At 50.5% G+C, this 22,883-nt stretch carries 24 protein-coding genes; 8 read left to right on the forward strand and 16 right to left on the reverse strand.

The window, feature by feature from the left end:
* Nucleotides 1–148 precede the first annotated feature (148 nt).
* The gene (locus BOC67_RS12300) at nucleotides 149–2,347 is read left to right on the forward strand and encodes a hybrid sensor histidine kinase/response regulator (protein WP_291910625.1); all 2,199 of its coding nucleotides are present in this window, start codon (nucleotides 149–151) and stop codon (nucleotides 2,345–2,347) included.
* Between the two features lie 159 nt (nucleotides 2,348–2,506).
* Nucleotides 2,507–2,707 carry a hypothetical protein gene (locus BOC67_RS12305; protein WP_291910626.1) on the forward strand — a complete coding sequence of 67 codons (201 nt, stop codon included), beginning with the start codon at nucleotides 2,507–2,509 and terminating at the stop codon, nucleotides 2,705–2,707.
* A gap of 130 nt (nucleotides 2,708–2,837) precedes the next feature.
* Here BOC67_RS12305 and BOC67_RS12310 read toward each other — a convergent pair whose 3' ends face one another.
* Both BOC67_RS12310 and gyrA read right to left on the reverse strand, forming a co-directional pair.
* Nucleotides 2,838–4,094: a hypothetical protein gene (locus tag BOC67_RS12310; RefSeq protein ID WP_291910627.1), complete on the reverse strand. Its 1,257-nt coding sequence runs from the start codon at nucleotides 4,092–4,094 to the stop codon at nucleotides 2,838–2,840.
* A gap of 233 nt (nucleotides 4,095–4,327) precedes the next feature.
* Complete coding sequence (gene gyrA / locus BOC67_RS12315; protein WP_291910628.1) at nucleotides 4,328–6,907, reverse strand: DNA gyrase subunit A; 2,580 nt, start codon at nucleotides 6,905–6,907, stop codon at nucleotides 4,328–4,330.
* Between the two features lie 429 nt (nucleotides 6,908–7,336).
* Between gyrA and BOC67_RS12320 the strand changes: the two genes are divergently transcribed.
* The gene (locus BOC67_RS12320; protein ID WP_291910629.1) at nucleotides 7,337–8,665 is read left to right on the forward strand and encodes a saccharopine dehydrogenase C-terminal domain-containing protein; all 1,329 of its coding nucleotides are present in this window, start codon (nucleotides 7,337–7,339) and stop codon (nucleotides 8,663–8,665) included.
* Nucleotides 8,666–8,790: 125 nt separating this feature from the next.
* On the opposite strand, the gene BOC67_RS12325 is transcribed toward BOC67_RS12320, so the two are convergent.
* The 6 genes from BOC67_RS12325 to pdhA all read right to left on the reverse strand — a co-directional run bounded on the left by BOC67_RS12325 (nucleotide 8,791) and on the right by pdhA (nucleotide 13,124).
* Nucleotides 8,791–9,501, reverse strand: a complete 711-nt coding sequence (locus BOC67_RS12325; protein ID WP_291910630.1) for an NAD-dependent deacylase — start codon at nucleotides 9,499–9,501, stop codon at nucleotides 8,791–8,793.
* 47 nt (nucleotides 9,502–9,548) lie between these two features.
* On the reverse strand, nucleotides 9,549–9,959 hold the full coding sequence (locus BOC67_RS12330; protein ID WP_291910631.1) for an EVE domain-containing protein: 411 nt from the start codon (nucleotides 9,957–9,959) through the stop codon (nucleotides 9,549–9,551).
* 32 nt (nucleotides 9,960–9,991) lie between these two features.
* Nucleotides 9,992–10,711 (reverse strand): (Fe-S)-binding protein, encoded by a 720-nt coding sequence (locus BOC67_RS12335; protein WP_291910632.1) that lies wholly within the window; start codon nucleotides 10,709–10,711, stop codon nucleotides 9,992–9,994.
* Nucleotides 10,712–10,720: 9 nt separating this feature from the next.
* On the reverse strand, nucleotides 10,721–11,221 hold the full coding sequence (gene ribH / locus BOC67_RS12340) for a 6,7-dimethyl-8-ribityllumazine synthase (RefSeq protein WP_291910633.1): 501 nt from the start codon (nucleotides 11,219–11,221) through the stop codon (nucleotides 10,721–10,723).
* Nucleotides 11,222–11,310: 89 nt separating this feature from the next.
* The gene (locus BOC67_RS12345; RefSeq protein ID WP_291910634.1) at nucleotides 11,311–12,012 is read right to left on the reverse strand and encodes a tetratricopeptide repeat protein; all 702 of its coding nucleotides are present in this window, start codon (nucleotides 12,010–12,012) and stop codon (nucleotides 11,311–11,313) included.
* Nucleotides 12,013–12,113: 101 nt separating this feature from the next.
* Nucleotides 12,114–13,124, reverse strand: coding sequence for a pyruvate dehydrogenase (acetyl-transferring) E1 component subunit alpha (gene pdhA, locus BOC67_RS12350; protein ID WP_291910635.1), 1,011 nt, complete (start codon nucleotides 13,122–13,124; stop codon nucleotides 12,114–12,116).
* 210 nt (nucleotides 13,125–13,334) lie between these two features.
* On the opposite strand from pdhA, the gene BOC67_RS12355 reads away from it, so the two are divergent.
* Both BOC67_RS12355 and BOC67_RS12360 read left to right on the forward strand, forming a co-directional pair.
* A complete protein-coding gene (locus tag BOC67_RS12355; protein WP_291910636.1) occupies nucleotides 13,335–14,414 on the forward strand; it encodes a DNA replication/repair protein RecF in 1,080 nt (359 codons plus the stop codon).
* 33 nt (nucleotides 14,415–14,447) lie between these two features.
* On the forward strand, nucleotides 14,448–14,735 hold the full coding sequence (locus BOC67_RS12360; protein ID WP_073080293.1) for a DUF721 domain-containing protein: 288 nt from the start codon (nucleotides 14,448–14,450) through the stop codon (nucleotides 14,733–14,735).
* Here BOC67_RS12360 and BOC67_RS12365 read toward each other — a convergent pair.
* The 7 genes from BOC67_RS12365 to BOC67_RS12395 form a co-directional block, all read right to left on the reverse strand.
* Nucleotides 14,732–15,244: a DUF4252 domain-containing protein gene (locus BOC67_RS12365; protein ID WP_291910637.1), complete on the reverse strand. Its 513-nt coding sequence runs from the start codon at nucleotides 15,242–15,244 to the stop codon at nucleotides 14,732–14,734. The two genes, BOC67_RS12360 and BOC67_RS12365, sit on opposite strands and share 4 nt — an antisense overlap.
* 23 nt (nucleotides 15,245–15,267) lie before the next feature.
* Nucleotides 15,268–15,792 carry a DUF4252 domain-containing protein gene (locus BOC67_RS12370; protein WP_291910638.1) on the reverse strand — a complete coding sequence of 175 codons (525 nt, stop codon included), beginning with the start codon at nucleotides 15,790–15,792 and terminating at the stop codon, nucleotides 15,268–15,270.
* 30 nt (nucleotides 15,793–15,822) lie between these two features.
* The gene (locus tag BOC67_RS12375; RefSeq protein WP_291910639.1) at nucleotides 15,823–16,320 is read right to left on the reverse strand and encodes a hypothetical protein; all 498 of its coding nucleotides are present in this window, start codon (nucleotides 16,318–16,320) and stop codon (nucleotides 15,823–15,825) included.
* Nucleotides 16,310–16,825, reverse strand: a complete 516-nt coding sequence (locus tag BOC67_RS12380) for a sigma-70 family RNA polymerase sigma factor (protein WP_291910640.1) — start codon at nucleotides 16,823–16,825, stop codon at nucleotides 16,310–16,312. The genes BOC67_RS12375 and BOC67_RS12380 overlap by 11 nt, the downstream gene beginning before the upstream one ends.
* Before the next feature lie 81 nt (nucleotides 16,826–16,906).
* The gene (locus BOC67_RS12385) at nucleotides 16,907–17,962 is read right to left on the reverse strand and encodes an ABC transporter permease (RefSeq protein WP_291910641.1); all 1,056 of its coding nucleotides are present in this window, start codon (nucleotides 17,960–17,962) and stop codon (nucleotides 16,907–16,909) included.
* Between the two features lie 18 nt (nucleotides 17,963–17,980).
* Complete coding sequence (locus tag BOC67_RS12390) at nucleotides 17,981–19,063, reverse strand: BT_3928 family protein (RefSeq protein WP_291910642.1); 1,083 nt, start codon at nucleotides 19,061–19,063, stop codon at nucleotides 17,981–17,983.
* A gap of 20 nt (nucleotides 19,064–19,083) precedes the next feature.
* A complete protein-coding gene (locus tag BOC67_RS12395; RefSeq protein WP_291910643.1) occupies nucleotides 19,084–19,629 on the reverse strand; it encodes a DUF1599 domain-containing protein in 546 nt (181 codons plus the stop codon).
* A 125-nt stretch (nucleotides 19,630–19,754) separates the two neighbouring features.
* Between BOC67_RS12395 and folP the strand changes: the two genes are divergently transcribed.
* From folP to BOC67_RS12410, 3 genes are read left to right on the forward strand one after another with little or no spacing between them, the layout of a single operon-like run.
* Nucleotides 19,755–20,615, forward strand: a complete 861-nt coding sequence (folP, locus tag BOC67_RS12400) for a dihydropteroate synthase (RefSeq protein WP_291910644.1) — start codon at nucleotides 19,755–19,757, stop codon at nucleotides 20,613–20,615.
* A gap of 30 nt (nucleotides 20,616–20,645) precedes the next feature.
* The gene (locus BOC67_RS12405) at nucleotides 20,646–21,458 is read left to right on the forward strand and encodes a diadenylate cyclase (RefSeq protein ID WP_291910645.1); all 813 of its coding nucleotides are present in this window, start codon (nucleotides 20,646–20,648) and stop codon (nucleotides 21,456–21,458) included.
* Between the two features lie 27 nt (nucleotides 21,459–21,485).
* On the forward strand, nucleotides 21,486–21,884 hold the full coding sequence (locus tag BOC67_RS12410; RefSeq protein WP_291910646.1) for a thiol-disulfide oxidoreductase DCC family protein: 399 nt from the start codon (nucleotides 21,486–21,488) through the stop codon (nucleotides 21,882–21,884).
* A gap of 105 nt (nucleotides 21,885–21,989) precedes the next feature.
* On the opposite strand, the gene BOC67_RS12415 is transcribed toward BOC67_RS12410, so the two are convergent.
* The gene (locus tag BOC67_RS12415; RefSeq protein WP_291910647.1) at nucleotides 21,990–22,868 is read right to left on the reverse strand and encodes an FKBP-type peptidyl-prolyl cis-trans isomerase; all 879 of its coding nucleotides are present in this window, start codon (nucleotides 22,866–22,868) and stop codon (nucleotides 21,990–21,992) included.
* Nucleotides 22,869–22,883 lie beyond the last annotated feature (15 nt).

Raw genomic sequence — 22,883 nt, forward strand, 5'->3', positions numbered from 1 at the left:
CCCCTTTTTATAGCTCAAATATTTAGCCTGCTGCTGTTAGCATGCCGGTTAAATATTTGAGCTATTTTTATTTTACCTGTCTGCGATTTACTTTTATCCTGTATTTTGAACCGGCTTTCCCTTTGCAACGTTATTTTACGAAACAGACATGCAGCCAAAGAACATTAAATATTATCTGCTCGGACTCTTCCTCATAGGCATGGCGCTGTTTATTGTGTTGCATGTAAACTCTGCCAAAAACATCCGCCAGCTCATTACCGGTAATGAGCAACTCCTGCAGGAACTCAATGTCAAAAACGAAATACAAAAGCTGCAAACCAGCATGGCCCGTACGGACAGTAAAGTACGGGGCACCGTCATCGCGCAGGACAGTCTGCATATCACCGGCATCGAGTCTGACATCGCCCTCATCAAAGCCGACCTGAAAGAGATCAATAAAATTGTCCGCAACGACAGTACGGAAAAACTCCTCACCCAGCTGAACTACCTGGTCGATGAAAAGAATAATTTCAACGTACAGGTGCTCGATACTTTTTACACGCAGGGCAAATGGGCGGCGGAAAAGCTGATCAATAACCAGAAAGGCAAGCGCCTGGGGGAAGCCATTACCGGCATCCTTCATCAGCTGGACAGTACCCGGCAGTCGGAAGTGAACCGCACCACGCACCTTATCGATACCAGCGGCCAAAAGGCGCTCTCCTGGGGTACCATCCTGGTGGTATGCGCCTGCCTGACCAGCCTCCTGGCCTTCCTCTATATTACCAGCCGCATTCACCGGCAGGAACAACTGATTGACCAACTGGACGAGGCCCGGGAACAGGAACGGAAGCTCACCGTCGTAAAAGATCAATTTCTGGCCAATATGAGCCACGAAATACGGACACCCATGAACTCCGTCCTCGGGTTCACCCATCTGCTGAAAAACCAGCCTTTAAACGGCAAAGCGAGGGAGTATGTAAATGCGATCGATACCGCAGGGCAAAACCTGCTGGAAATCATCAATGATATCCTCGATATTTCCAAGATAGAATCCGGCATGATGCGGATCGAGCCCAGCTCTTTCAGCCTGCAGGGCGTACTGCACGCCGTGTACATGCTTTTTCAGCCCAAGGCGGAGGAAAAGCACCTCTCCCTCCAGGTGCAGACGGAGGAGCAGGTACCGGACATCCTGTACGGGGATGTGACACGGCTGACCCAGGTATTGGTCAACCTGACCAGTAACGCGATTAAGTTTACAGACAAAGGCGCCGTCAGTATTCATGTAACCCGGAGCTGGCAGGACGGCAATGCCGTGCGGCTGCTGTTTACCGTCAAAGATACCGGCATCGGGATAGACCCGGCCAAGCAATCCAGCATATTCGACCGCTTTCACCAGGCGGAGGCTTCCACCACCCGCAAATACGGCGGCACGGGCCTGGGGCTGACCATCGTAAAACAGCTGGTAGAACTGCAAAACGGCTTCATTGCCGTGGAGAGCAAGCCCGGCGAAGGCAGTACCTTCAAAGTAGAACTCCCCTACACCCTGGGCGAGCCGCCTGCCGATACCGGCACGGACGAGGAGCAACCCCCGCTGATCCCCGGCATGCAACAGGATATACGCATCCTTGTGGCGGAAGATAACAGGATGAACCAGAACCTGCTGCGCCACCTGCTGAGTAACCGGCAGCTGACCTACCGCATTGTTACCAACGGTGAGGAAGCATTGCAGGCCCTGCAAAAAAGCAATTACGACCTGCTGCTGCTCGATATCCAGATGCCTAACGTGGACGGCTATACGGTTATTCAGCGCCTGCGCCAGGAGCAGCATTCCAACATCCCTGTCATCGCCATGACGGCCCATGCCATGGCAGGGGAAAAAGAAAAATGCCTGCAGCTGGGTATGAACGAATACATTTCCAAACCTATCCGAGCGGAAGAGCTGTACCGCCTCATCCAGGTGTACACGGGCAAAAGCCTGGGACCCGACATCTCCGGCAACCACCATTTCAATGCCTTATCGGAAAACGGCCAGCTGATCAACATGCAGTACCTGCAGGAGCTTTCCAATGGCAACAGCGGGTTTGAGCAAACCATGCTGCAGCAGTTCATTGCCCAGATCCCGGAGGACCTGGGGCAGCTCAAACAGGCCATTCACGACAGTGATTTACCCGGCATCCGGGCGGCGGCGCATCATTTGAAGACCACCGTATCCTTCATCGGCCTGGAAGCCCATTTATACCCCTTCCTGGAGCCGCTGGAACATGTAAGCGGGGAGGATTTTGTACAGGCCGATGCGGCGGAATCATTTGCTTCATTGCGTCAGCTGGCTACGCAGGCCGTCCAGGAAGCAATGACTTTATTGCTGTAACGGCAAAGGTTACACGCACGCTCACCGACAGCCATCCCCCTTTCAACGACAATCCTGCCGCATTCACCGAAACCGCCCGCACAGCGCCATTTCCCACCGTAATTTAGTATCACAAACACGGACACAATTATTTATAAAGCATTTAAAAAGACAAACATCATGAAAAAATTCCTGATCGCTGCTGTAGCAGTAATGACCATTTCTGCCGGCGCATTCGCACAAGCACCAGCTGCTAAACCAGCTAAAAAAGAAAAAGCTAAAACCGAAGCTAAAGCTGAAGCAAAACCTGCTGCTGATTCTACCAAGAAAGCAGCTCACACTGCTAAGAAAGCTGCTAAAGCTGAAGCTAAGAAAGGTTAATACCGTTTATACAGCGTTTGAGTTCACTGATCCCGTTTCGCCCGAAACGGGATTTTCTTTACAGTCGTAAGCCAAATAAAAAAGGGTCTGCTTTTGCAGACCCTTTTCAGTTATATCGCGTACCGGCGGCTTATTTCAGCGCGTCCAGTTTCTTTTTCACTTCTTCCATTTTAGCTGTCTGGTTTTTGATCGCATAGATTTTCTGTAATGCATACAGGCAGCTTTCGTAAGATTGTTTGTCGCTGGCATCCAGGCTCGCGCCTTTAGCAGTGAAGGACTCGTCCGCTTTTTCGAAATATGGTAAAGACTGGTTCATCAGGTTTTCCATATTTGACTGCAGTTCTTTTGCTTTAGCGGAAGTCTGCTGTTTGCTGTCCAGTTCATTCAGTTGTTTGTTGTACACAACGGCGCGGTTGAAGTACAGTGCGCCCAGCTGGAAGTTGGCGATAGCGTCGGATGGGTTGGCAGCCAGTACTTTTTTGTAAGCCTCCTCTGCTTTACCGATCAGCTCATTGTAGTTGGCTGGTTTAGGCGCATCGTTACCGTTGTTGTCGCGCGGGTTGGCGAGGTTGTCCAGGCGGATGGCGTAATCCAGTTGCAGTTGCACATCGCTCGGATTTTCAGCGATTTTCTTTTCCAGCATACCGAGGAGTTCAGCTGTTTTACCGGTTTTGGTGTAGTACAGCATCTCCATATCGTTAAAGCGTTTGTCTTTAGGGAAAACGGCTTTACCTTGTTCGATGGCTTTCAGCCAGTTGGCGTTATCGCCTTTCTCTTCGTACAGCTGACCGAGGATCACGTACAGGGCTGGTTCGCCTTTGAATTGCAGGTCAGCGGCTTTTTGCAGGTAAGTCAGGGCGGCGTCGCTCTGTTTGGCCTGGCTGGCAGCGTAACCGGTATAGAAGATCAGCGCCGTGTCAGTAGGCAGCGGCGTAGTGATGTTTTTCTGTTTGTTGTAGAAGGATACTACTTCTTCCGCTTTGGAGAAGTTGTTCAGCGCTGGCTCCCACTTCTGCTCGTTCAGGGCAGCGTAGCCGGCGTTAGCCACCACGGCGTAGATGTTGTACATGGACTGGTTCAGGGTCAGTACGCCGTCTTTCATGTCAGGATTGATTTCGTATGCTTTTTTGTAAGCATCGTATGCCTGTAATGCCAGTGCCGGGTCTTTCGCTTTGGTACCCATTGCTTCCAGGATACGGCCGTCTACGAACCAGGTTTTAGCGTCGTTTTTAGTTTTGTCGTGCTGTAATGCTGCGTCGATATCTGCTTTAGCTTTCTCTAAGTCTTGTTTAGTCAGATTTTCCTCCGCGCTGCTCACTTTGGCTTTTTGAGCCATCACGCTCACTGTTACGGAACAGAGGAGAACAGAAACCAATAATTTTTTCATGTCTTGTTTTTTTTAGTTGCTGATTATCTTGTAAGAGTATGGTGCTTAATTATATATACAATCAGAGCTACAGATACCACTACAGCTTGCTTAAAAATTTTCAGCTGCCCGAAAATTTCCGCCCGCAGGGCTTTACAGCCACCCGGTTAGCACAGGCGCCCCGCTACCGGCGCTAGCCGGGCATTTGCCCGCGGGTAACGGGCAAATGCCGGAGCTTTCTATAATATTACTGATTATTCTTCAGTTGACGGCGCTGCCGCTTCATCACCATTTTCCTCAGGAGCCTCGTTTTCGCTGATTGCTCCTGCTTCGGCTGCTTCATCTGTTGGCAGTAGATCGGTTTCTTCCTCCTGCTCGTCCAGGCGTGCTACAGCTGCGATTTCGTCGCTGTCGTCCAGGCGGATCAGGCGAACGCCCTGGGTGGCACGGCCGGCCTCGCGGATATCTGCGACAGCCATACGGATCGTGATACCTGACTTACAGGTGATCATCAGGTCATGCTTCTCCGTTACATCCAGGATCGCAATCAGGTTACCGGTTTTTTCCGTAATGTTGATGGTCTTCACACCTTTACCACCCCTGTTGGTGATACGGTACTCTTCAATGTTGGTACGTTTGCCGTATCCTTTTTCGGATACAACGAGTACGGTTCTTGATTCGTCCTCTTTATCAACACAAATCATACCAACCACCTCATCGTTCTCATTGTCTACCTCGATACCTCTTACCCCGATGGCGCCGCGGCCTGTGTCGCGCACGGTATTTTCAGGGAAGCGGATGGCACGGCCGCTCTTAATGGCCATCATGATCTGGCTTTGACCGTTGGTCAGCTTCGCTTCCAGCAGCTGGTCGCCCTCATTGATGGTAATGGCGTTTACACCGTTCTGACGCGGACGGCTGAATTCTTCCAGCAGCGTCTTCTTGATGATACCGTTCTTGGTACAGAGTACAATATAATTGTTATTGATGAATTCTTTATCTCCCAGGTCCTTGATATCAATGATCGCGCGGATCTTATCGTCCTGCGGCAGTTGTATAAGGTTCTGGATAGCGCGGCCTTTACCGTTTTTCTCCCCTTCCGGAATTTCGTACACCTTCAGCCAGTAGCAGCGTCCTTTTTCGGTAAAGAACAGCATGGTGTGGTGGGTGGAGGCCACGAAGAGGTGTTCGATAAAGTCCTCGTCGCGGGTACGGCCGCCGATGGCGCCACGGCCGCCGCGTTTCTGCTGGCGGTAGTCGTAGGCAGAAGTACGTTTGATATAACCCAGGTGGGAAATGGTGATCACCACATCCTCTTCCGCGATGATATCTTCAATACGCATTTCGCTGGCCAGGTACTGGATTTCAGTCTTACGCTCGTCGCCGAAGCGCTTCTTCACGTCTTCCAGTTCTTCCTTGATGATCTTCATACGCAGGCTCTCGTCGTTGAGTACATCGTTCAGGTAAGCAATGAGCTTCATGATCTCTTCGTACTCTTCCTTGATCTTCTCGCGCTCCATGCCGGTGAGGCGTTGCAGGCGCAGTTCCAGGATGGCTTTGGCCTGTATCTCGGAGAGATTGAATTCGCTCATCAAACCTTCCTTCGCAATTTCCGGCGTAGCGGCTGCACGGATCAGGGCGATCACGGCATCCAGGTGATCCAGCGCAATCAGGTAACCCTGGAGGATGTGCGCCTTCTCTTCCGCCTTACGGAGGTCGAAGCGGGTCCTTCTCACCACCACTTCGTGGCGGAAGTCGATGAACTCAGCCAGGATCTCCTTCAGGTTCAGGATACGCGGACGGCCTTTTACCAGCGCCACGTTGTTGATACCGTAAGAAGTCTGCAGTTCGGAATATTTATATAACTGGTTAATGATCACGTTCGGAATAGCCTCGCGTTTGAGATCAATCACCAGGCGCATCCCTTCCCGGTCGCTCTCATCGCGCACGTCGGAAATGCCTTCAATGATTTTATCGTTTACCAGGGCGGCAATTTTCTGGTGCAGCACCGCCTTGTTGATCTGGTACGGCAGTTCGTAAATCACCAGCCGCTCGCGGCCTGATTTGGATGTTTCAGCCATGATCTTACCACGTACCACCACGCGGCCGCGGCCTGTTTCAAAGCCCTGTTTCACCCCGTCGAACCCATAGATGATACCGCCGGTCGGGAAGTCAGGCGCTTTAACGTGCTTGATCAGTTCGTCGATGGTAATGTCGCGGTTGTCCACATAAGCAATCAAACCATCCACCACCTCGGAAAGGTTATGGGGCATGATGTTCGTAGCCATACCTACGGCAATACCGGAAGCTCCGTTGATCAGGAGGTTGGGAATGCGTGTAGGCAACACCGTTGGTTCTTCGAGCGTGTCGTCGAAGTTGAGGGTGAAATCCACCGTTTCTTTTTCAATGTCTTCGAGCATGGCCTCTGCCAGTTTCTGGAGACGCACCTCGGTGTAACGCATGGCCGCCGGCATGTCGCCATCCACGGAACCAAAGTTACCCTGACCATCTACCAGCATGTAGCGAAGGCTCCATGGCTGCGCCATACGAACAATGGTGTCGTAAATAGACGAGTCGCCATGCGGGTGATACTTACCCATTACATCCCCTACAATACGCGCAGACTTTTTGTATGGCTTGTTGCTGTGGTTACCGGCCTCGTTCATCCCGTAGAGAACGCGGCGGTGTACAGGTTTCAGACCATCCCTTACATCGGGCAAAGCGCGGCCCACAATCACTGACATAGAGTAGTCAATGTAGGCAGTCTTCATTTGTTCCTCGATATTAATCTGGACAATTTTCCCTTCCTGCTGATTTTCCGTATGCTCTGTCATTTAGTATTGATTTACAGATTTTTCTGCTGAAAAATAATAGAGGCAAATATAACCATTTCAGGCCGAAATCCGGCCGAAAAAAAGGAAAATGTGAATAAAATTAGCCATAGGGATAAAACCTGATATTTGAACTTCATTATATGGTTTAAATGCCACATGCCAGCCAATCAATATCCCCCGTTTTTCGTTATAATGGTAAATTATGTAATTTTACTTTATCTTTTATATGTCCCAAATCCCTGATATGTAAGAAATAACATATTTAGTACCCTTTTGTTCCTAACCCATTGAAACCCAATTGATTCTTCAGAGGAATACAATTTATTTTATATAGCTGAATCCGAAAATCACTTTCATTTCGAACATATATTATAAACTTTCTGTTATTCCCCTGATTCTTAATCACTTTTTCCAATAGAAAAGCGTACTATGAAGAATATTTTGTTGTTTGGCGCAGGAAAATCTGCAACAAGCCTGATCGACTTCCTTATCACCAATGCCCCGCGACTCAAATGGCATGTGACGGTAGCCGATCAAGACCTGATGCTGATCAAGTCCAAGACGGGCAAATCCTATTATGCAACCCCTGTAGAATTGGATATTAAAAACCAGACGGCCAGACATCAGCTTATCCAGGAAACAGACCTGGTCATTTCCCTGCTCCCCCCTTCCCTGCACATCCTCGTAGCAAAGGACTGCCTGCAGTACCGCAAAAACCTGCTCACCGCTTCCTATATCGACGAGGAAGTCCGCAAACTGGAAAAGGAGATCGAAGCAGCCGGCCTGCTGTTTATGTATGAAATGGGCCTGGACCCGGGGATCGATCATATGTCCGCCATGAAACTGATCCACTCCATCGAAAAGAAAGGCGGCCAGATATTCTCCTTCAAATCCTACTGCGGCGGGTTAATATCCCCGGAAAGCATCGATAACCCCTGGCAGTACAAGGTTTCCTGGAACGCGCGCAACATCGTGCTATCCGGCAGTACCGGCGCCACCTACAAGGAAAAAGGAAAGATCCGCGAACTCAGTTACGAACAACTCTTCGATCATAATAAAACCATTCATGTACCGGGCCTCGGTAAAATGGCGTACTACCCTAACCGTGATTCCCTCGCGTACATGAACATCTATAAACTGCAGGAAATCGCCACCTTCATGCGCGCCACCCTGCGCTTCCCGGATTTCTGCGAAGGCTGGAATGCCCTGATAAAACTGGGCCTGACAGACGATGCGCATAAAAAACAAACGGACCATCTCTCCTATTTCGACTGGGCTACCCAGAACCTCAAAGGCAATAAAAACAGCGAACCGCATGACGAATTTGTAGCGCAGCACCTGGGCGTTTCCAGCAAGTCGAAAGTCATCCGCCAGCTGAAATACCTCGGCCTGCTCAACGGGGACCAGATCAACCTCGGCGAGCAAACCAATGCCGCCGTGCTGGAACACGTCGTCCAGGATAAACTGAAAATGGAACCGCAGGATAAGGACATGATCGTCATGCTCCACGAGATTGAGTTTGAACGCCGCAGCATGGCTACCCGCATGCACTCCTACATGATCGTGCAGGGGGAAGATAATGTGCGCACCGCCATGGCCAAAACGGTGGGGCTGCCCCTGGGCATCCTCGCGAAGCTGATCCTGCAGGATAAAATTTCACTGACAGGGCTGCACATCCCGGTGATGCCGGAGGTGTACAACCCCGTGCTCAAGGAGCTGGAAGACTATGACATCCGTTTTGAAGAGAGCTTTGAATAACCGCCTGATATAATAAAAAAGCCCCGGTGCTGTTGCGCCGGGGTTTTTATTTTTTAGGGGGAAGATTCAGCGCTGCCGCGCGTTACCGCCACGTTAATACTACCGGTAGCGCCAGGCGGCATGCCTTATTCCACACCTGCGTATTTTTCCAGCAGTACGCTGGTCAGTTCTTCCACACCGGTGGTCGCGGGACCTTCAATCGTGTGGAGGTTTTTATAGTAGCCGTCTACCGGTGGTATCTTCTTGTCGATAATATACTTGTGGATATGCACCGGCGCGTAGTTGAGCAAACCCGCCGCAGGATAGACGTTCAGGGAGGTGCCCACCACTACGAATATATCCGCCTGGCGTACTTCCATTTGCGCAGGCCCGATCATGGATACTTCCTCTCCAAACCAAACGATGTGCGGGCGCAGCTGCCCGCCGTCCGGGCCCAGGTCCCCGAGGCGGATATCGTCCCGGATCTCCAGGATGTGCTGCTCATCGTGGTCGTTCACGCTGCGCATTTTGAATATCTCTCCGTGCAGGTGCAGTACGTTGGTGGAGCCTGCCCTTTCGTGCAGGTCGTCGATGTTTTGCGTGATGATGCGCACATCGAAATGTTCTTCCAGTTTTGCAAGGCCGATATGGGCAGCATTGGGCTGCGCGGCGCCTACATCTTTGCGGCGCATGTTGTAGAAGTCCAGCACCAGCGCCGGATCTTTACGCCAACCATCGGGCGAGGCCACCGCATAGACGTCGTGCCCCTCCCACAGTCCGTCCGAATCACGGAATGTTTTAAGGCCGCTCTCTGCGCTGATACCTGCTCCGGTTAGCACTACCAGTCTCTTTTTCATGAGAAAAAATATTTGGGATTAAGGTTTTGCCGTGATGTGCAAGGCCCTTACTTCATTCCTCCCATTTCCATAATCACCTTGAATTCGTCCGGTGTAACGTTACACACCGAAAGGCGTCCCTGGCGGATGAGCGACAGGTTGGCCAGGCTTTTTTCGGCCTTCATAGCGGCCAGGGTAACAGGTTTTTTGAAAGGCTTCAGGGGCTTCAGGTCCACTACTACCCAGTTAGGATCAGGCGTGGTGGGGTCCTGGTAAAATTCTTTGGCTACCGTGGCCAGTCCTACAATTTCCAATCCTTCATTGCTATGATAAAAGAGGACCTGGTCTCCCTTTTTCATGGCTTTGAGATTATTCCGCGCCTGATAATTACGTACGCCGTCCCAGAAGGTCACTTTGTCTTTTACAAACTGGTCCCAGGAGTATTTAAATGGCTCAGACTTCACCAGCCAGTAGTTCATTGTTGCAGTGTTTTGATGATGATGCAGGGGGATTACCAGCCGCTGGCCAGTACATCCGCGATGTGCATGATTTTAATATTGGTTCCGTGTTTGCGAATATAGCCGTCGAGGTGCATGAGGCAGGACAGGTCAGTGGAGATGAGGTAGTCCGCTCCGCTGGCCACTGCGTTGTGTACTTTCTGTTCGCCCATACCCATGGATATCGGTTCGAACTTGACGGAGAAGGTACCGCCAAAGCCGCAGCAGGTTTCGCAGTCATTCATTTCCCTCAGTTCCAGTCCTTTCACTTTTTCCAGCAGTTTCCGGGGCCCTTGTTTGATGCCGCATTCCCGCAGCGCGCCGCAGGCGTCGTGGTAGGTGCCTACCCCGTTGAGGGTGGCGCCCAGGTCCGTTACATGCAACACATCCACGAGGAATTCGGTAAACTCGAAGAGGTTTTTCTTCAGCAGTTTTACTTCATTGTGCGCCGCGGAGTTGTCAAACAGCTTACCGTAGTAGTTGCGTACAAAGCCGGTACAGGAGCCGCTCGGCGCTACAATATAGTCAAATGTATGAAAGTCTTTTAGGAATTTGTTGGCCACCGAGCGGCACTCGTCGTGATAGCCGGCGTTGAATGCGGGCTGGCCGCAGCAGGTTTGCTCGGGATTATAGGCCACGTTGCATCCCAGTTTTTCGAGGACTTTCACCATATTGAAAGCCGTTTCCGGGAACATTTGGTCTACAAAGCATGGTATGAATAACTGTACGTTCATCTTGATGTTTTAGCTCTTTGCCAATGACCTTTGCAGTGCTATCATCTTCAGTGCGGTGATAGCCGCTTCTTCTCCTTTATGACCGTGCGCGCCGCCCAGGCGGTCGAGGGCCTGTTGCTCATTGTCGACCGTAAGAATGCCAAATATAACGGGAACGGGTAACTGAAGGTTCAGTTGCAGGATGCCTTCCGTAACGGCTTTACATACGTAGTCGAAATGCGGCGTTTCGCCGCGGATCACGCAACCAAAAGCAATAATAGCGCCAGGTTGGTTGCCGGTGCCCTGGGTCGCTTCCCAGTACTGCTTGCAGGCGTAAGGTAATTCAAACGCGCCCGGTACCACGATTTTGTTGGTCCTGGCTACTTTGTAATGTGCGAGCGATTTTTCGCAACCCGATACCAGTTCATTGATGATATGGTCGTTCCATTCGGTATATACCATAACAACACTGGCATCCTCCAGGTTGAGAATGCCAGCATCGTTTAATAAGCTCTTGTTATTATCAGACATATTCTGTTGCTTTCATTTGCTGATGTGGAGCAGCTTTTAGCATCCGAATATCATTTTCCGGCTGCTAAAAGCCAGCCACCGCAGCGATATTAGTTTCTTACATCACCGAGTACAGCGAGATATTTGTCGATCTCCCTGCCTTCAGCGCTCATTGGATATTTTTCTTTGATTTCTTTGAAGATGGCAACTGCATCCTGGTCTTTACCGGCTTTGCGCAGGGCCATACCGGCGCGGAACAGGTACACCGGGGCGGTCAGTTCATTATCGTTATAATGACCGGCCTTTTTGTAGTACTCGATACCGTCGTTCACCTGGTTCAGTTCCATGTAGGCGTCGCCAATCAGGCCATATGCGGCAGGTTGCAGCATCAGGTCGTTGGAGGAAAAGCCTTTCAGCATATCGATCGCTTTCTGGTATTCGCCGAGGCGGATGTAGCATACGCCGGCGCTGTATTTCGCGATATTGCCCGCTTTGGTGTTACCGTATTTATCGATCACCTGCAGGAAACCGTAGTTGTTACCATTACCATTCAGGGCAACTTTGAAAGAATCTACCGCAAAGCTGTTCTGGGCCTGGAAAATCATTTCCTGGGCTTTGGTTTCATTAGGTTGTTTAACGAAACGGTTATAGGCAAAGAACCCTCCGACAACTACTACTACTGCGAGGAGGCCTATATTGATAATATTTTTATTCCTGGTATAGAAATCCTCTGCACGGTGCATCGTTGCCTGCAGGTCGAAATCCTGTTGTTCAGTTTGCGGTTGAGTGGCTTTATTTTTAGTTTCTGCCATTTGATGTGTAATTGTAGTTGCTTGGTTTATGAATAGCTGCAAGTGAATAACAGTCCCTCCGGAGCTGATCCGAAGGGACTGTTATTGCAAGTTAATGACTTTTAGTCAACGATAAACGGATAATCCTGCTGCATATATACGTCCTTCAGCAGTTCATCGTCAGAAGGCCATGGAGATTCTTCCGCGAAGGTTACGCAATCTTCCACTTCTTTCTTCACTTTTTCATTTATCGCTTCGATCTCCGCTTCAGTAGCCCATTTGTTTTTCTGGATTACTTTCAGTACCTGGTTGATCGGATCTTTGTCTTTATACTCCTCTACCTCTTCTTTGGTGCGGTATTTCGCAGGGTCGCTCATGGAGTGACCACGGTAGCGGTAAGTTTTGATTTCCAGCAGGGTTGGGCCCTCGCCGGCACGGGCGCGTTTCACGGCTCTTTCAAAACCTTCGTGCACCGCTTCGCAGCTCATACCGTCGATGGTATCGGAAGGCATATCATAAGCGTTGGAAAGCTTATAAATATCCAGTACGTTGGAGGTACGTTCTACAGAAGTACCCATCGCGTACATGTTGTTTTCACAAACAAATATTACCGGGAGTTTCCAGAGCATGGCCATGTTGAAGGTTTCATGCAGGATACCCTGGCGTGCAGCACCGTCCCCGAAGAAGCATACCGCCACATTATCGGTTCCTTTGTACTGCTCTGCGAAAGCAAGACCGGCGCCGGTTCCTATCTGCGCGCCCACAATACCGTGACCGCCGTAGAAATTATGCTCCACAGAGAAAAAGTGCATACTTCCTCCCTTACCTTTGGAACAACCTGTCGCCTTACCATACAACTCCGCCATACAAGCATTGGCAGAAATTCCTTTCGCTATAGCCAATCCGTGATCACGATACGCGGTGATGAATTTATCTTCCGGCTTAGTAGCTGTCATTGCACCAGCAGCAATTGCTTCCTGTCCTATGTACAAATGGCAAAAACCACGGATCTTCTGCATACCATACAATTGGCCCGCCTTTTCTTCAAAACGGCGCAGCAAAAGCATCAATTCATACCAGTACAGATACGTCTCTTTGGTGAATTTCGTCTTCACGTCTGTTTTAGTTTGCACTCTTTCTAAATTTGTTCGCAAATATAACAGGAAAATCGTAAAATATAAATATCAATTCCAATTCCTGATAAATTATGCAATTTCATCAAATTCAGTGAGTTTTGCAGTCAGGAACTGAAAATCAGGCGCAGACCTCCACCCGGTACGGCTTTTTATCAGTTACAAATCAGCGTAAATTTGCATATTAATCGGATCGAATATTTTTTTTCTTTGCTGCATATCAGAAACATATCAATCGTACAGTTTAAAAACTACACGGGGCGCAACTTCCGGTTCCACCAGCGGATCGTAGGCATTACCGGCCGCAACGGCTCCGGGAAGACCAACCTCCTCGACGCCATCTACTACCTCTGCTTCACCAGGAGTTACTTTACGGCCAGCGAAAGCCAGAATACCCAGTACCAGACCAACGGGTTCCGGCTGGAAGGCCTGCTGGACCGCAACGGCAGCACGGAAAAGGTGGTTTGCACCCTCAAGGAAGGCAAAAAGGAAATCTCCCTCAACGACGATAAGTACGAGAAATTCAGCCGCCATATCGGCCAGTTTCCCGCCGTAATGATCGCCCCGGACGATGCGGAGATTATCACCGGCGGCAGCGAGGAACGCCGCAAATGGCTGGACACCCTGCTCTCGCAGCTCAATCCCGACTACCTGGAACACCTGATCACCTACCAGAAAGTACTGCTGCAACGCAACACCCTGCTCAAAAATATGGAGCAGGCCGGCCACGGCGCCAACCAACTGCTGGATGTATTCGACCTCCAACTGGTACAGCATGGCACGCCTGTATATCTCGCCAGAAAAAAATTTTTAGAAGACTTCATTCCGCAGGTACAGCGGTTGTACGATTACATTGCCGGCACGCACGAGGTAGTCAGCATCCGCTACCAATGCTCCCTGCTGGAAGAGGATTTCGAAAAGCAACTGGGCGCCGCCCGGTATAAGGACATGCAGCTGCAACGCACCAGCACCGGCATCCACCGGGACGATCTCGTGTTCCTCCTCAACGGCCACCCCATGAAATCCAGCGCCTCCCAGGGCCAGCGCAAGAGCTTCCTCTTTGCCCTCAAACTCGCCCAATACGAAGTACTCAAGCAACACAAGCGCTTCCCTCCCCTCCTGCTGCTGGACGATGTTTTTGAAAAGCTGGACCAGGAAAGGGTGATGCGGCTCATTGCCCTCGTAGCCAGCCCGGAATACGGCCAGGTATTTATTACCGACACCCATGCAGCCCGCCTGGAACAAGCCTTTGAGCCAACGGGCCAGGAAATCCAGGTGATAAACATTTAAATAAGGAACGTTAAAATTTCATACTTTCGCACTATGCGTCACGGAACCACCAGTATAGGAGATGCCCTCCGGGAATTTATGAATAAGAGCAGGATGAAACCCCGCCTGACGGAAGTCCGTATCCAGGAAAACTGGGAACAGATCATGGGGAAAACAATTGCCAGATATACATCCGGGATTCAGTTAATCGACGGGAAATTGATTATAACTACCAGTGTGGCGCCACTTAAACAGGAGTTATCTTATTCTAAAGACAAGATTATAAAACTGGTCAACGAAATGCTGGGAGAAAACGCGGTCAAAGAAGTAATGATCCGCTAGTTATTGCTGGCAAACTGTTTCACCAGGCCGTTCACATCCGCTATCGTCAGCGTGGTATGCAGGTTGATCACGGTTAAATCGCGGTCCCCCTGGATCAGCATCACGAGGTCCCCCAATTCATCGTTTCTGCCTTTGTTCAGGATATGCACCAGGTTGTTCTGCTCCCGCACTTCCATGAGTAATTCATAATGATCCTTCACTTCCAGGTTGCGTTTCAGCCGGTACACATCATTGTCGGCAATGGCCGTACTGTCCAGGTTTTCAAAGGAATAAATCCGCACGTTCTTCACCTTGCTGATCAGCTTTTTAGCCGCTTCCGCTTCCGGATCATCCTCCTTATCCATCTTTATGACCAAACCTGCCAGCTTCATGGCAAAAGAGCCCAGATGCACCGTCGTCAGGTCCGCCTTGCCTTTAAAGCTGTTTTTGAATTCGCGGATACTTTTTTCCTGGGCAGAAACAGTACCTGCCAGTAACAACATGCCGCAGCCGATTAAGAAAGTTTTCATACTGGTTAATTTAATGGGTGACGTTATTTTTTACGTACGTTCTTGAGGTTATCCATTCCCTGGATGTCAATGTTGGCCGCGATTTTGGAAATCTCGTTGAGGTCGATGTCCCCCACCAGGCTCATGGCCAGGAATTGGGAAGAGCCGCCTACCAGCATAACCAGTTCGTTGATATTGCCTTTGGCATTTTCCTTCACGAGGAACTTCAGGTCGCTGTCCTTGTCGCGGATGGTCATCAGCTCTTCGAAGTCGTTGCCGAGGAAGGCTGCCGCTTCGCGGTACAGGCGCGGCCCGTCTTTGGTGGTTTCTTTGCTGAGAATGCGCAGGCCTTTGAGCTTTTGCACCACCCGCATGAATGTTTTGGCGTCGGGATCGTTGGCATCAAACTTTCCGAACATGCTGAACATTTTGGGAGTGATGGTCACCACGGTGAAACTGCGGTCATTCTCGTATCGCTGGAAGAAGCGCTCTATCTGGCTACTTCCCTGTTGCGCAAACAGCTGGCAACTGAGCAATACAGTCATGATTAAGAATAGTGATCGTTTCATCTCTCTGAAATTTAAATAGTCAATGGTTGGTTAATTGCTTCCTGATACTTTTTCAACGGCAGTATTGAAGTAGGATAACTGCTGCATTTTTTCGGTCCCTTTATTGAAGTTGCGGCTCAGCAGGGCCAGCGCTTTCTTCGCTTCCATGTAGGCTTTGCGTTCTTCCGCTTCCTGGCGGGCCGCAATGAGCTTGTTTTCCTGGTGCTGGCGGAAGGCGTAGGCAATACCTGCCAGCATGAGCACAACGGCTGCATACTTCATCCAGTTGCGGAATGGCTGCATACGCACCACCCTCGCAGGGGCCTGCTGAGGCGGCGTTTCCTGCAGGAAGGACATATCCCATTCCGGTTCGGCGGGAAAGTGCTGATCATCGTCCAGGTACTGAAACAGGGGCGCTGCTTCCTGTAAGTCCTCCGGCAGGTCATCGTGCGGCTCATTAAAAAATGCCTTCAGTTCGGCCTCTTCTGCCAGGGAAGTTGCTCCTTCCCAATATTTTTCAAGCAGGGCGCTGATTGTTTTATAATCCATATACCTGTTGATTTTGTAGTTTTTCCCGTACGCTCTTCCTGGCACGGTGCAAATTCACTTTTACTTCATTCACATCTATGTCCAATGCTTCGGCAATTTCCTGGTACGAAAGCCCGTCCATATCACGCAGCTGCATGATGTTGCGATACTTTTCCGGTAAGGCGTTGATCGCTGCATGCACCTTATTCATCACTTCATTCCGTTCAGTGGCCGCATGTGGATTTCTCTGATGAAGGGCCGGCAGCTCGCTGGCTTTGTCGAGGGTATCGGCGACCCGGTATTTGCGGGATTTAATCTTATCCAGGGCCAGGTTGCGGGTGATCCGCATACACCAGGCTTCCAGGTTTTGCAATTCCATCATCTTGCCCTGCATGGCCCAGACCTTCATCAGTGCATCCTGAGTAATGTCCTTTGCATCTTCCTCATCGCCCAGCAGCCGGTATGCAAAGCGGAAAAGCTTTGTCCTGACTGGTACGACCTGGGAAAGAAATAGTTCTAATGACATGTAGAATACCACTGTTTGAAAAGAAGACGACTGGTAAATGGAGATGTTACAAAAATTTCTAAAAATTTTTTCGGGGAGAGGTTAATCGAGTCTGATCCGCGGGTCTATCGCGCCATAGAGCAGGTCCGCGAGGATATTTACCAGCACAAAAATGCCGGCGGTAAACAATATGGCTCCCATTACCACCGGGAAATCATACTTGTCCAGCGCTTCCACGGTGATCTTGCCGATGCCTTTCCAGCCGAAAATATACTCCACGAAGAAGGCGCCGGCCAGCAGTTCAGCGAACCAGCCGGTAACGGCGGTGAGTACGGGATTCAGGGCATTGGGCAGGGCGTGGCGGAACAGGATGGCCGGTTGGGCAAGGCCTTTGGCCCGGGCGGTGCGGATATAGTCCTGGTGCAGCACATCCAGCATGGCGCTGCGGGTCAGCTGCACAATAATGGCCAGGGGCCTGATGCCCAGGGTCAGCGCTGGTAGTATGAGGTTGCGGAAGTTCAGCATCCTCCCCCGGAAGGGATCAATATCATAGAGGCTGCCCGTCATATGCAGCCCGGTGTAATCACTTAATAAAAAGCCAAAGAGGTAAGCCAGCACAATGCCGGCAAAAAACGAGGGCGCGCTGATCCCCAGCACGCTGGCGAATACGGAGCCGGTATCCAGCCAGGTGTTTTGCTTCACGGCTGCCAGCATGCCCAGGCCTATGCCCACAATGGTGGCAAATATCATGGCCGCCGCTGCCAGCAGCAGCGTGCCCGGCAGGGCTTCCAGCAGCATGTCCCACACGGGCTTTTTGCCCTGGTAGGACCTGCGCAGGTACGGCGCTTTCAGCAAAAGGACTTTGCCGGCGTTCAGTTGCAGGATGGGGAGATAGGAAAAGTTCGCACGGGCCTCCGCGGTGTCGTGCAGGCCCAGGGGCGACAAGTCATTCAGGTATAATAAAAACTGCATCCCCACCGGCTGGTCGAGATGCAGTTCTTTTCTTACATTTTCCAGGGACGATACATCGGCGCGCTGCCCCAGCGTCAGCCGGGCGGGGTCGCCAGGCAGTACGTTGAAGAGGAAAAACACCAGGGTTACTACTCCCAGTAACACCAGCAGCCCATAACCGGTTTTTCGCAGCAGGAAGCGCAGCATATGTGTGTCCGTATTACATTAAGGAATATCGTGGTAAGCCCATTTGCCTTTGATGGTGCCTTTTTCCAGCAGGATCAGGCCCGGGTTGCTCCTTACCGCCGTTTTGATGGCTACTCCGTCCATTTGGAGGAACTGGAAGGTCAATCCTTTGGCTTGCTGAAAAGCGGCAATTTCCTCTTTCGTGGAGGCGGTCACCCCGAAGATTTCTATCTCTCCCTGCTGTTGCTTAGCCTGCAGGGCTTTGATTTTCTCTTCCCATCCGGTACCGGCGGTATTGGTATTAAGCACCATGAACAAATATACCGGTTTGGGTTCTTCCAGCACGCTCTGGGTCTGGTTGCCGCCGTCCAGGTCCATCAGGATAAAATCCTTGATAGCCGGTTCGGCATTGCCTTTTTTAATCAGCTTGTCTTTCCGTTCCACGAACACCCACGTTGAATCAGACCAGGGGTAATTCTCCTCGGTAAATTCCTTTTTCACGCCGTCCTTTTCATAGATGAAAGTCATCTGGTACACGTCCGGCGTAGCGCCCGGCGGCAATTTCATCTTCTCCGGAATATTATTACCTACTTTATACGCCAGGCAGTCGATAAACGGCAGGTGCCGCAGGGTGTACCACTGGATACCGAAGGACAATACGGCGGAAATCAGCACCGTTAAGCCCGCGCCTTTATAGAGCGGCGTAATCTCCTTGCGTTTCGCGAAGATGAGCAGGATCATTACAAATAGAATAACATCCTTCCAGAAGGTTTGGGAGGCGGTGAGTTTGATGCAATCGCCAAAACAGCCGCACTCCCGGATGGCGCCGCTAAACAGGGCATAGCCGGTGAGGAAGGTGAAAAACGCGATCAGCAACAGCAGCAGTACAGAAAAAGTACGCATCCGGTACCCAACCAGCACGGCCACGCCGGCGATGATCTCGAAGGCGTTCATGATCACGGAGAAGGCCAGTGAATACGGAGAGAGGAATGTCAGGTGCAGGACCTCGAAAAACTCGTCCATCTTATAACTAAGCCCCAGCGGATCATTTGCTTTGATCAGCCCGGAAAAAATAAACAACACCCCAACGAGGATGCGAAACAGGTTTAGGATAATTTTCATAAGTTATTTAATGGTTTAGTTTAGGATTGTTCGGCTTCGCCGATCTTGATGAGGGCGAATAAAGCGTAGTTAATGATGTCCGTATAATTGGCGTCGATCCCTTCTGAGATCAGCGTCTTACCCTGGTTACGGATGATCTGTTTGATACGCAGCAGTTTGGTCAGGATGAGGTCCGCAAAGGACTCCTGGCTCATATCCCTCCAGGCTTCGCCGTAGTCGTGGTTTTTGGCGAGCATCACCTCCTCCACTTCCGCTGCGTATTTATTATACAGGGCTTCTACCTCTTCCACCGGTAAGTCCGTATAGGGATTACCGTTCTGCTGCAACTGTATCAGCCCGATGATGCCGTAATTCACAATTGCCCTGAATTCGCCTTCGATATTATCCGCTACTTTTTGTACGCCGGTTTCCTGGATGGTACGGATACGCTGGGCTTTGATGAAAATCTGGTCTGTCACCGAAATCGGCCGCAGCACTCTCCAGGAGGTACCATAGTCCTTCGTCTTCTTGATAAAAATATCCTTACAACCATTAAATGCGGCGTGATATTGTGCTAATGTATCCATAAATTCAGAGGCTAAAATCATAAATTGCAGGCAGGTGAATGGATTAATTCCAGCTCACCTTGCTTACATTACGTAAATTGCAGGGCAAAATAAAGAATTTCAGATAAACAGGCGGAACTATTACCATGAAAACTAACCATATCCATACACCTTCATCACTTTCGATCAATTGCAGGGGCAGGCTGTTGTCGCTGGCAAAGCCGGTAGTGATGGGTATCATCAACGTAACTGACGATTCCTTTTATGAAGGCAGCCGGATGCGGGAATTGCACCACGTGACGGAGAAGGCGGGCAGGCACCTGGCGGAAGGCGCGGCGATACTGGACCTGGGCGCGCAGAGCACCAGGCCGGGTGCGGAGGTAATCGGTCCTGAAGAAGAGCTCAGCAGGTTGTTGCCTGCGATACATGCGATCATGCATCATTACCCGGAGGCGATCATTTCCATTGATACCTGGTATGCGTCCGTAGCGGAAAAATGCATTCATGCCGGGGCGGCTATTATAAATGATATTAGTGCGGGCGACCTGGACCCTGCGATGATACCGCTTGCCAGTAAGTTGCAGGTTCCCTACATCGCGATGCACATGCAGGGCAAGCCGGCGACGATGCAGGCCAACCCTGTTTATGAAAATGTAACCAGGGAGGTACTGGACTACCTGATCCGCAAGCTGGCTGAATGCCGTGCGGCGGGCGTGCGCGACTTCATTGCCGACCCCGGATTCGGGTTTGGCAAGACGCTGGAACATAATTATGAGCTGATGAGCCAGTTGCACCTGTTGGCGGAAATCCTGCAAACACCGGTGCTGACGGGCATCAGCCGGAAGTCCATGATCTATAAATTACTGGGCGTGACTCCTGCGGAGGCGCTCAACGGCACCACGGTACTCCACACCGTGGCCTTGCAACAGGGTACCCATATACTACGGGTACATGATGTGAAAGAAGCGGTAGAAACCATCAGGATATTAGACAAGCTGCACGGGTAGCATTATTTTAACAGACGATATAAAATTGACATGAGGGAAGTATTTAAATTTTACGGTTATGAGTTTCGCTGGCTGGAAGTGTTAGACCTGCTGATCGTCGTCTTTCTCGTAATACAGCTGTACCGGTTGCTGAAAGGCAGCCTGGCATTCAATATTTTCGTGGGCCTGCTGATGATTTATGCGGGCTTCTTCCTGGTGAGGGCGCTGCGCATGCCCATCCTCACCAACATCCTGCAGAACTTCATCAATGTAGGGCTGATCGCGATCATTATCATCTTCCAGCCGGAGATCCGGAAGTTCCTCCTGGTATTGGGAAAGAAAACGCCTTTGAGCAAGGACAGCTTTCTGACCAAGCTCTTTCTGCCGGATAAGTTTAAAAGTTATAAGGACGAGGAGAATATCATCAATGAGATCATCACGGCTGTGGGGCGTATGATGGGCACCCATACCGGGGCGCTGATCGTGGTAGCCACCACTTACCGTCTGAAATTTGATACGGCATCCAGTATTCCTATAGACGCCAACGTTAGCGCCAAGCTGATTGAAAGTATTTTCAACAAGCATAGCCCCCTGCACGACGGGGCGCTCATTATCGTAGGCAATAAAATGCTGGCCGCCAAGGTGATACTGCCGGTATCGGAGAATCCGGACCTGCCTACCCGGGTGGGTTTAAGGCACCGTTCTGCGGTGGGCATTACCGAACACAGTGATAACCTGGCGATTATCGTTTCCGAGGAGCGCGGCACCGTGTCCTTTGCACAGGACGGCAACCTGACGCAGGATGTATCCCTGGAGGATCTGAAGGTGAAATTATACGAAGTATTGATCGACGGTTATGCCTGAGCGGTCAAATAACTTACCTTTGCAATAATGGAACACGGTATCATATTATTTGACGGTGTTTGCAATTTTTGCAATGCGAGCGTGAACTACGTGATCCGGCATGATGGCCGGGGGTATTTCCGCTTCGCGTCCCTTCAATCGGAGATGGCAGCTTCCCTGGCACAAACGTATCAGTTTAGTACGGAAGGAATGGCATCATTTGTGTTGCTGGAAAACGGGAAAGTATATACGAAAAGTACGGCGGCCTTACGGGTGGCCCGGCAATTGGGATTTCCGGCGAAGTTGCTGTATGCCTTTATCATAGTGCCATCGTTTATCCGGGATGGCGTATATAATATGATAGCGCGTAACCGTTACCGTTGGTTTGGCAGGCAGGATGCCTGTATGGTGCCTACGCCGGAGCTGAGAGGCAGGTTTATGAATTAGGGCCCAATGGTGTAATAACTGCGGACTGTATTAGTAGAAATAAAAAACGCCCTCCTTTGCAATTGCAGGGAGGGCGTTCTCTTTTATCCTGAGATAAGTGTATGATTATTTGGCAGGAGCCGGCGCAGGCGCGGCAGCAGCCTCAGGTGCGCCCGGTTTGATATCAACCAGTTGCACATCGAATACCAGGATAGAGTTACCTGGGATTGCGGGAGGTGAACCTTGCAGGCCGTAAGCCAGTGTGGAAGGAATTACCAGGGTAGCTTTAGAACCTTTTTTCAGGCCAGCCAGACCAGCATCCCAGCCTTTGATCACGAAACCGCGACCCAGCGGGAATTTAATTGGTTCCAGCGGCATGCCCGGACGCAGGGTAGAATCCTGAGAGGAGTCAAATACTTTACCGCTGGTCAGCTTACCGGTGTAGTGTACATAAACGGTATCGCCGGCATTTGGCGTAGCGCCGGTACCTTCTTCTTTCACAGCCACGTACACGCCTTCAGCGTTTTTGGTAGCGTTGATTTTGTTTTTCTCCAGGTATTCCTTGATCAGCTTTTCATCTTTTTCTTTCTGGGCAGCTGCAGAGAATTTGCTTTCTACCGCGAAAGTGATTTTCAGCTTGTCACCTTTTTTACCGAAGGTTGGGCGTTGCATAGGAGGCAAAGAATCCCAGGGGATGAAGAACGTAGCGCTATCGCCTTCGTGGAGGAGCGCGATACCTTCCATCAGGTCGAACTTATCCATTGGTTTGGACACCAGCACGGGGATTGGCGCACCAACGATCTGGCGGGAAGAACCCAGCAGGGAGTCGTTGATTTTCTGCGTAACGTTCATCAGGACGGTATCGCCGATTTTCAGCTGAGCGCCGCTTCCGGATTTATGCACGATATATTCAATACCGCTTGGTGTTTTCTTTACACCACCGCCACAGCTGGCCAGAAACAGGCCGAGTGCTGCTGCAGCTAATAAATAATTGTGTTTTTTCATTTGACTGTATTAGTA

Source organism: Chitinophaga sp. CB10 (assembly GCA_001870995.2).
GTDB lineage: Bacteria > Bacteroidota > Bacteroidia > Chitinophagales > Chitinophagaceae > Chitinophaga.

What these genes read in the sequence shown, in the direction of transcription:
- BOC67_RS12300 (WP_291910625.1), top strand. Translation starts at nt 149, where the DNA reads ATGCAGCCAAAGAACATTAAATATTATCTGCTCGGACTCTTCCTCATA.
- BOC67_RS12305 (WP_291910626.1), top strand. Translation starts at nt 2,507, where the DNA reads ATGAAAAAATTCCTGATCGCTGCTGTAGCAGTAATGACCATTTCTGCC.
- BOC67_RS12310 (WP_291910627.1), bottom strand. Translation starts at nt 4,094, where the DNA reads ATGAAAAAATTATTGGTTTCTGTTCTCCTCTGTTCCGTAACAGTGAGC.
- gyrA (WP_291910628.1), bottom strand. Translation starts at nt 6,907, where the DNA reads ATGACAGAGCATACGGAAAATCAGCAGGAAGGGAAAATTGTCCAGATT.
- BOC67_RS12320 (WP_291910629.1), top strand. Translation starts at nt 7,337, where the DNA reads ATGAAGAATATTTTGTTGTTTGGCGCAGGAAAATCTGCAACAAGCCTG.
- BOC67_RS12325 (WP_291910630.1), bottom strand. Translation starts at nt 9,501, where the DNA reads ATGAAAAAGAGACTGGTAGTGCTAACCGGAGCAGGTATCAGCGCAGAG.
- BOC67_RS12330 (WP_291910631.1), bottom strand. Translation starts at nt 9,959, where the DNA reads ATGAACTACTGGCTGGTGAAGTCTGAGCCATTTAAATACTCCTGGGAC.
- BOC67_RS12335 (WP_291910632.1), bottom strand. Translation starts at nt 10,711, where the DNA reads ATGAACGTACAGTTATTCATACCATGCTTTGTAGACCAAATGTTCCCG.
- ribH (WP_291910633.1), bottom strand. Translation starts at nt 11,221, where the DNA reads ATGTCTGATAATAACAAGAGCTTATTAAACGATGCTGGCATTCTCAAC.
- BOC67_RS12345 (WP_291910634.1), bottom strand. Translation starts at nt 12,012, where the DNA reads ATGGCAGAAACTAAAAATAAAGCCACTCAACCGCAAACTGAACAACAG.
- BOC67_RS12360 (WP_073080293.1), top strand. Translation starts at nt 14,448, where the DNA reads ATGCGTCACGGAACCACCAGTATAGGAGATGCCCTCCGGGAATTTATG.
- BOC67_RS12365 (WP_291910637.1), bottom strand. Translation starts at nt 15,244, where the DNA reads ATGAAAACTTTCTTAATCGGCTGCGGCATGTTGTTACTGGCAGGTACT.
- BOC67_RS12370 (WP_291910638.1), bottom strand. Translation starts at nt 15,792, where the DNA reads ATGAAACGATCACTATTCTTAATCATGACTGTATTGCTCAGTTGCCAG.
- BOC67_RS12375 (WP_291910639.1), bottom strand. Translation starts at nt 16,320, where the DNA reads ATGGATTATAAAACAATCAGCGCCCTGCTTGAAAAATATTGGGAAGGA.
- BOC67_RS12380 (WP_291910640.1), bottom strand. Translation starts at nt 16,825, where the DNA reads ATGTCATTAGAACTATTTCTTTCCCAGGTCGTACCAGTCAGGACAAAG.
- BOC67_RS12385 (WP_291910641.1), bottom strand. Translation starts at nt 17,962, where the DNA reads ATGCTGCGCTTCCTGCTGCGAAAAACCGGTTATGGGCTGCTGGTGTTA.
- BOC67_RS12390 (WP_291910642.1), bottom strand. Translation starts at nt 19,063, where the DNA reads ATGAAAATTATCCTAAACCTGTTTCGCATCCTCGTTGGGGTGTTGTTT.
- BOC67_RS12395 (WP_291910643.1), bottom strand. Translation starts at nt 19,629, where the DNA reads ATGGATACATTAGCACAATATCACGCCGCATTTAATGGTTGTAAGGAT.
- folP (WP_291910644.1), top strand. Translation starts at nt 19,755, where the DNA reads ATGAAAACTAACCATATCCATACACCTTCATCACTTTCGATCAATTGC.
- BOC67_RS12405 (WP_291910645.1), top strand. Translation starts at nt 20,646, where the DNA reads ATGAGGGAAGTATTTAAATTTTACGGTTATGAGTTTCGCTGGCTGGAA.
- BOC67_RS12410 (WP_291910646.1), top strand. Translation starts at nt 21,486, where the DNA reads ATGGAACACGGTATCATATTATTTGACGGTGTTTGCAATTTTTGCAAT.
- BOC67_RS12415 (WP_291910647.1), bottom strand. Translation starts at nt 22,868, where the DNA reads ATGAAAAAACACAATTATTTATTAGCTGCAGCAGCACTCGGCCTGTTT.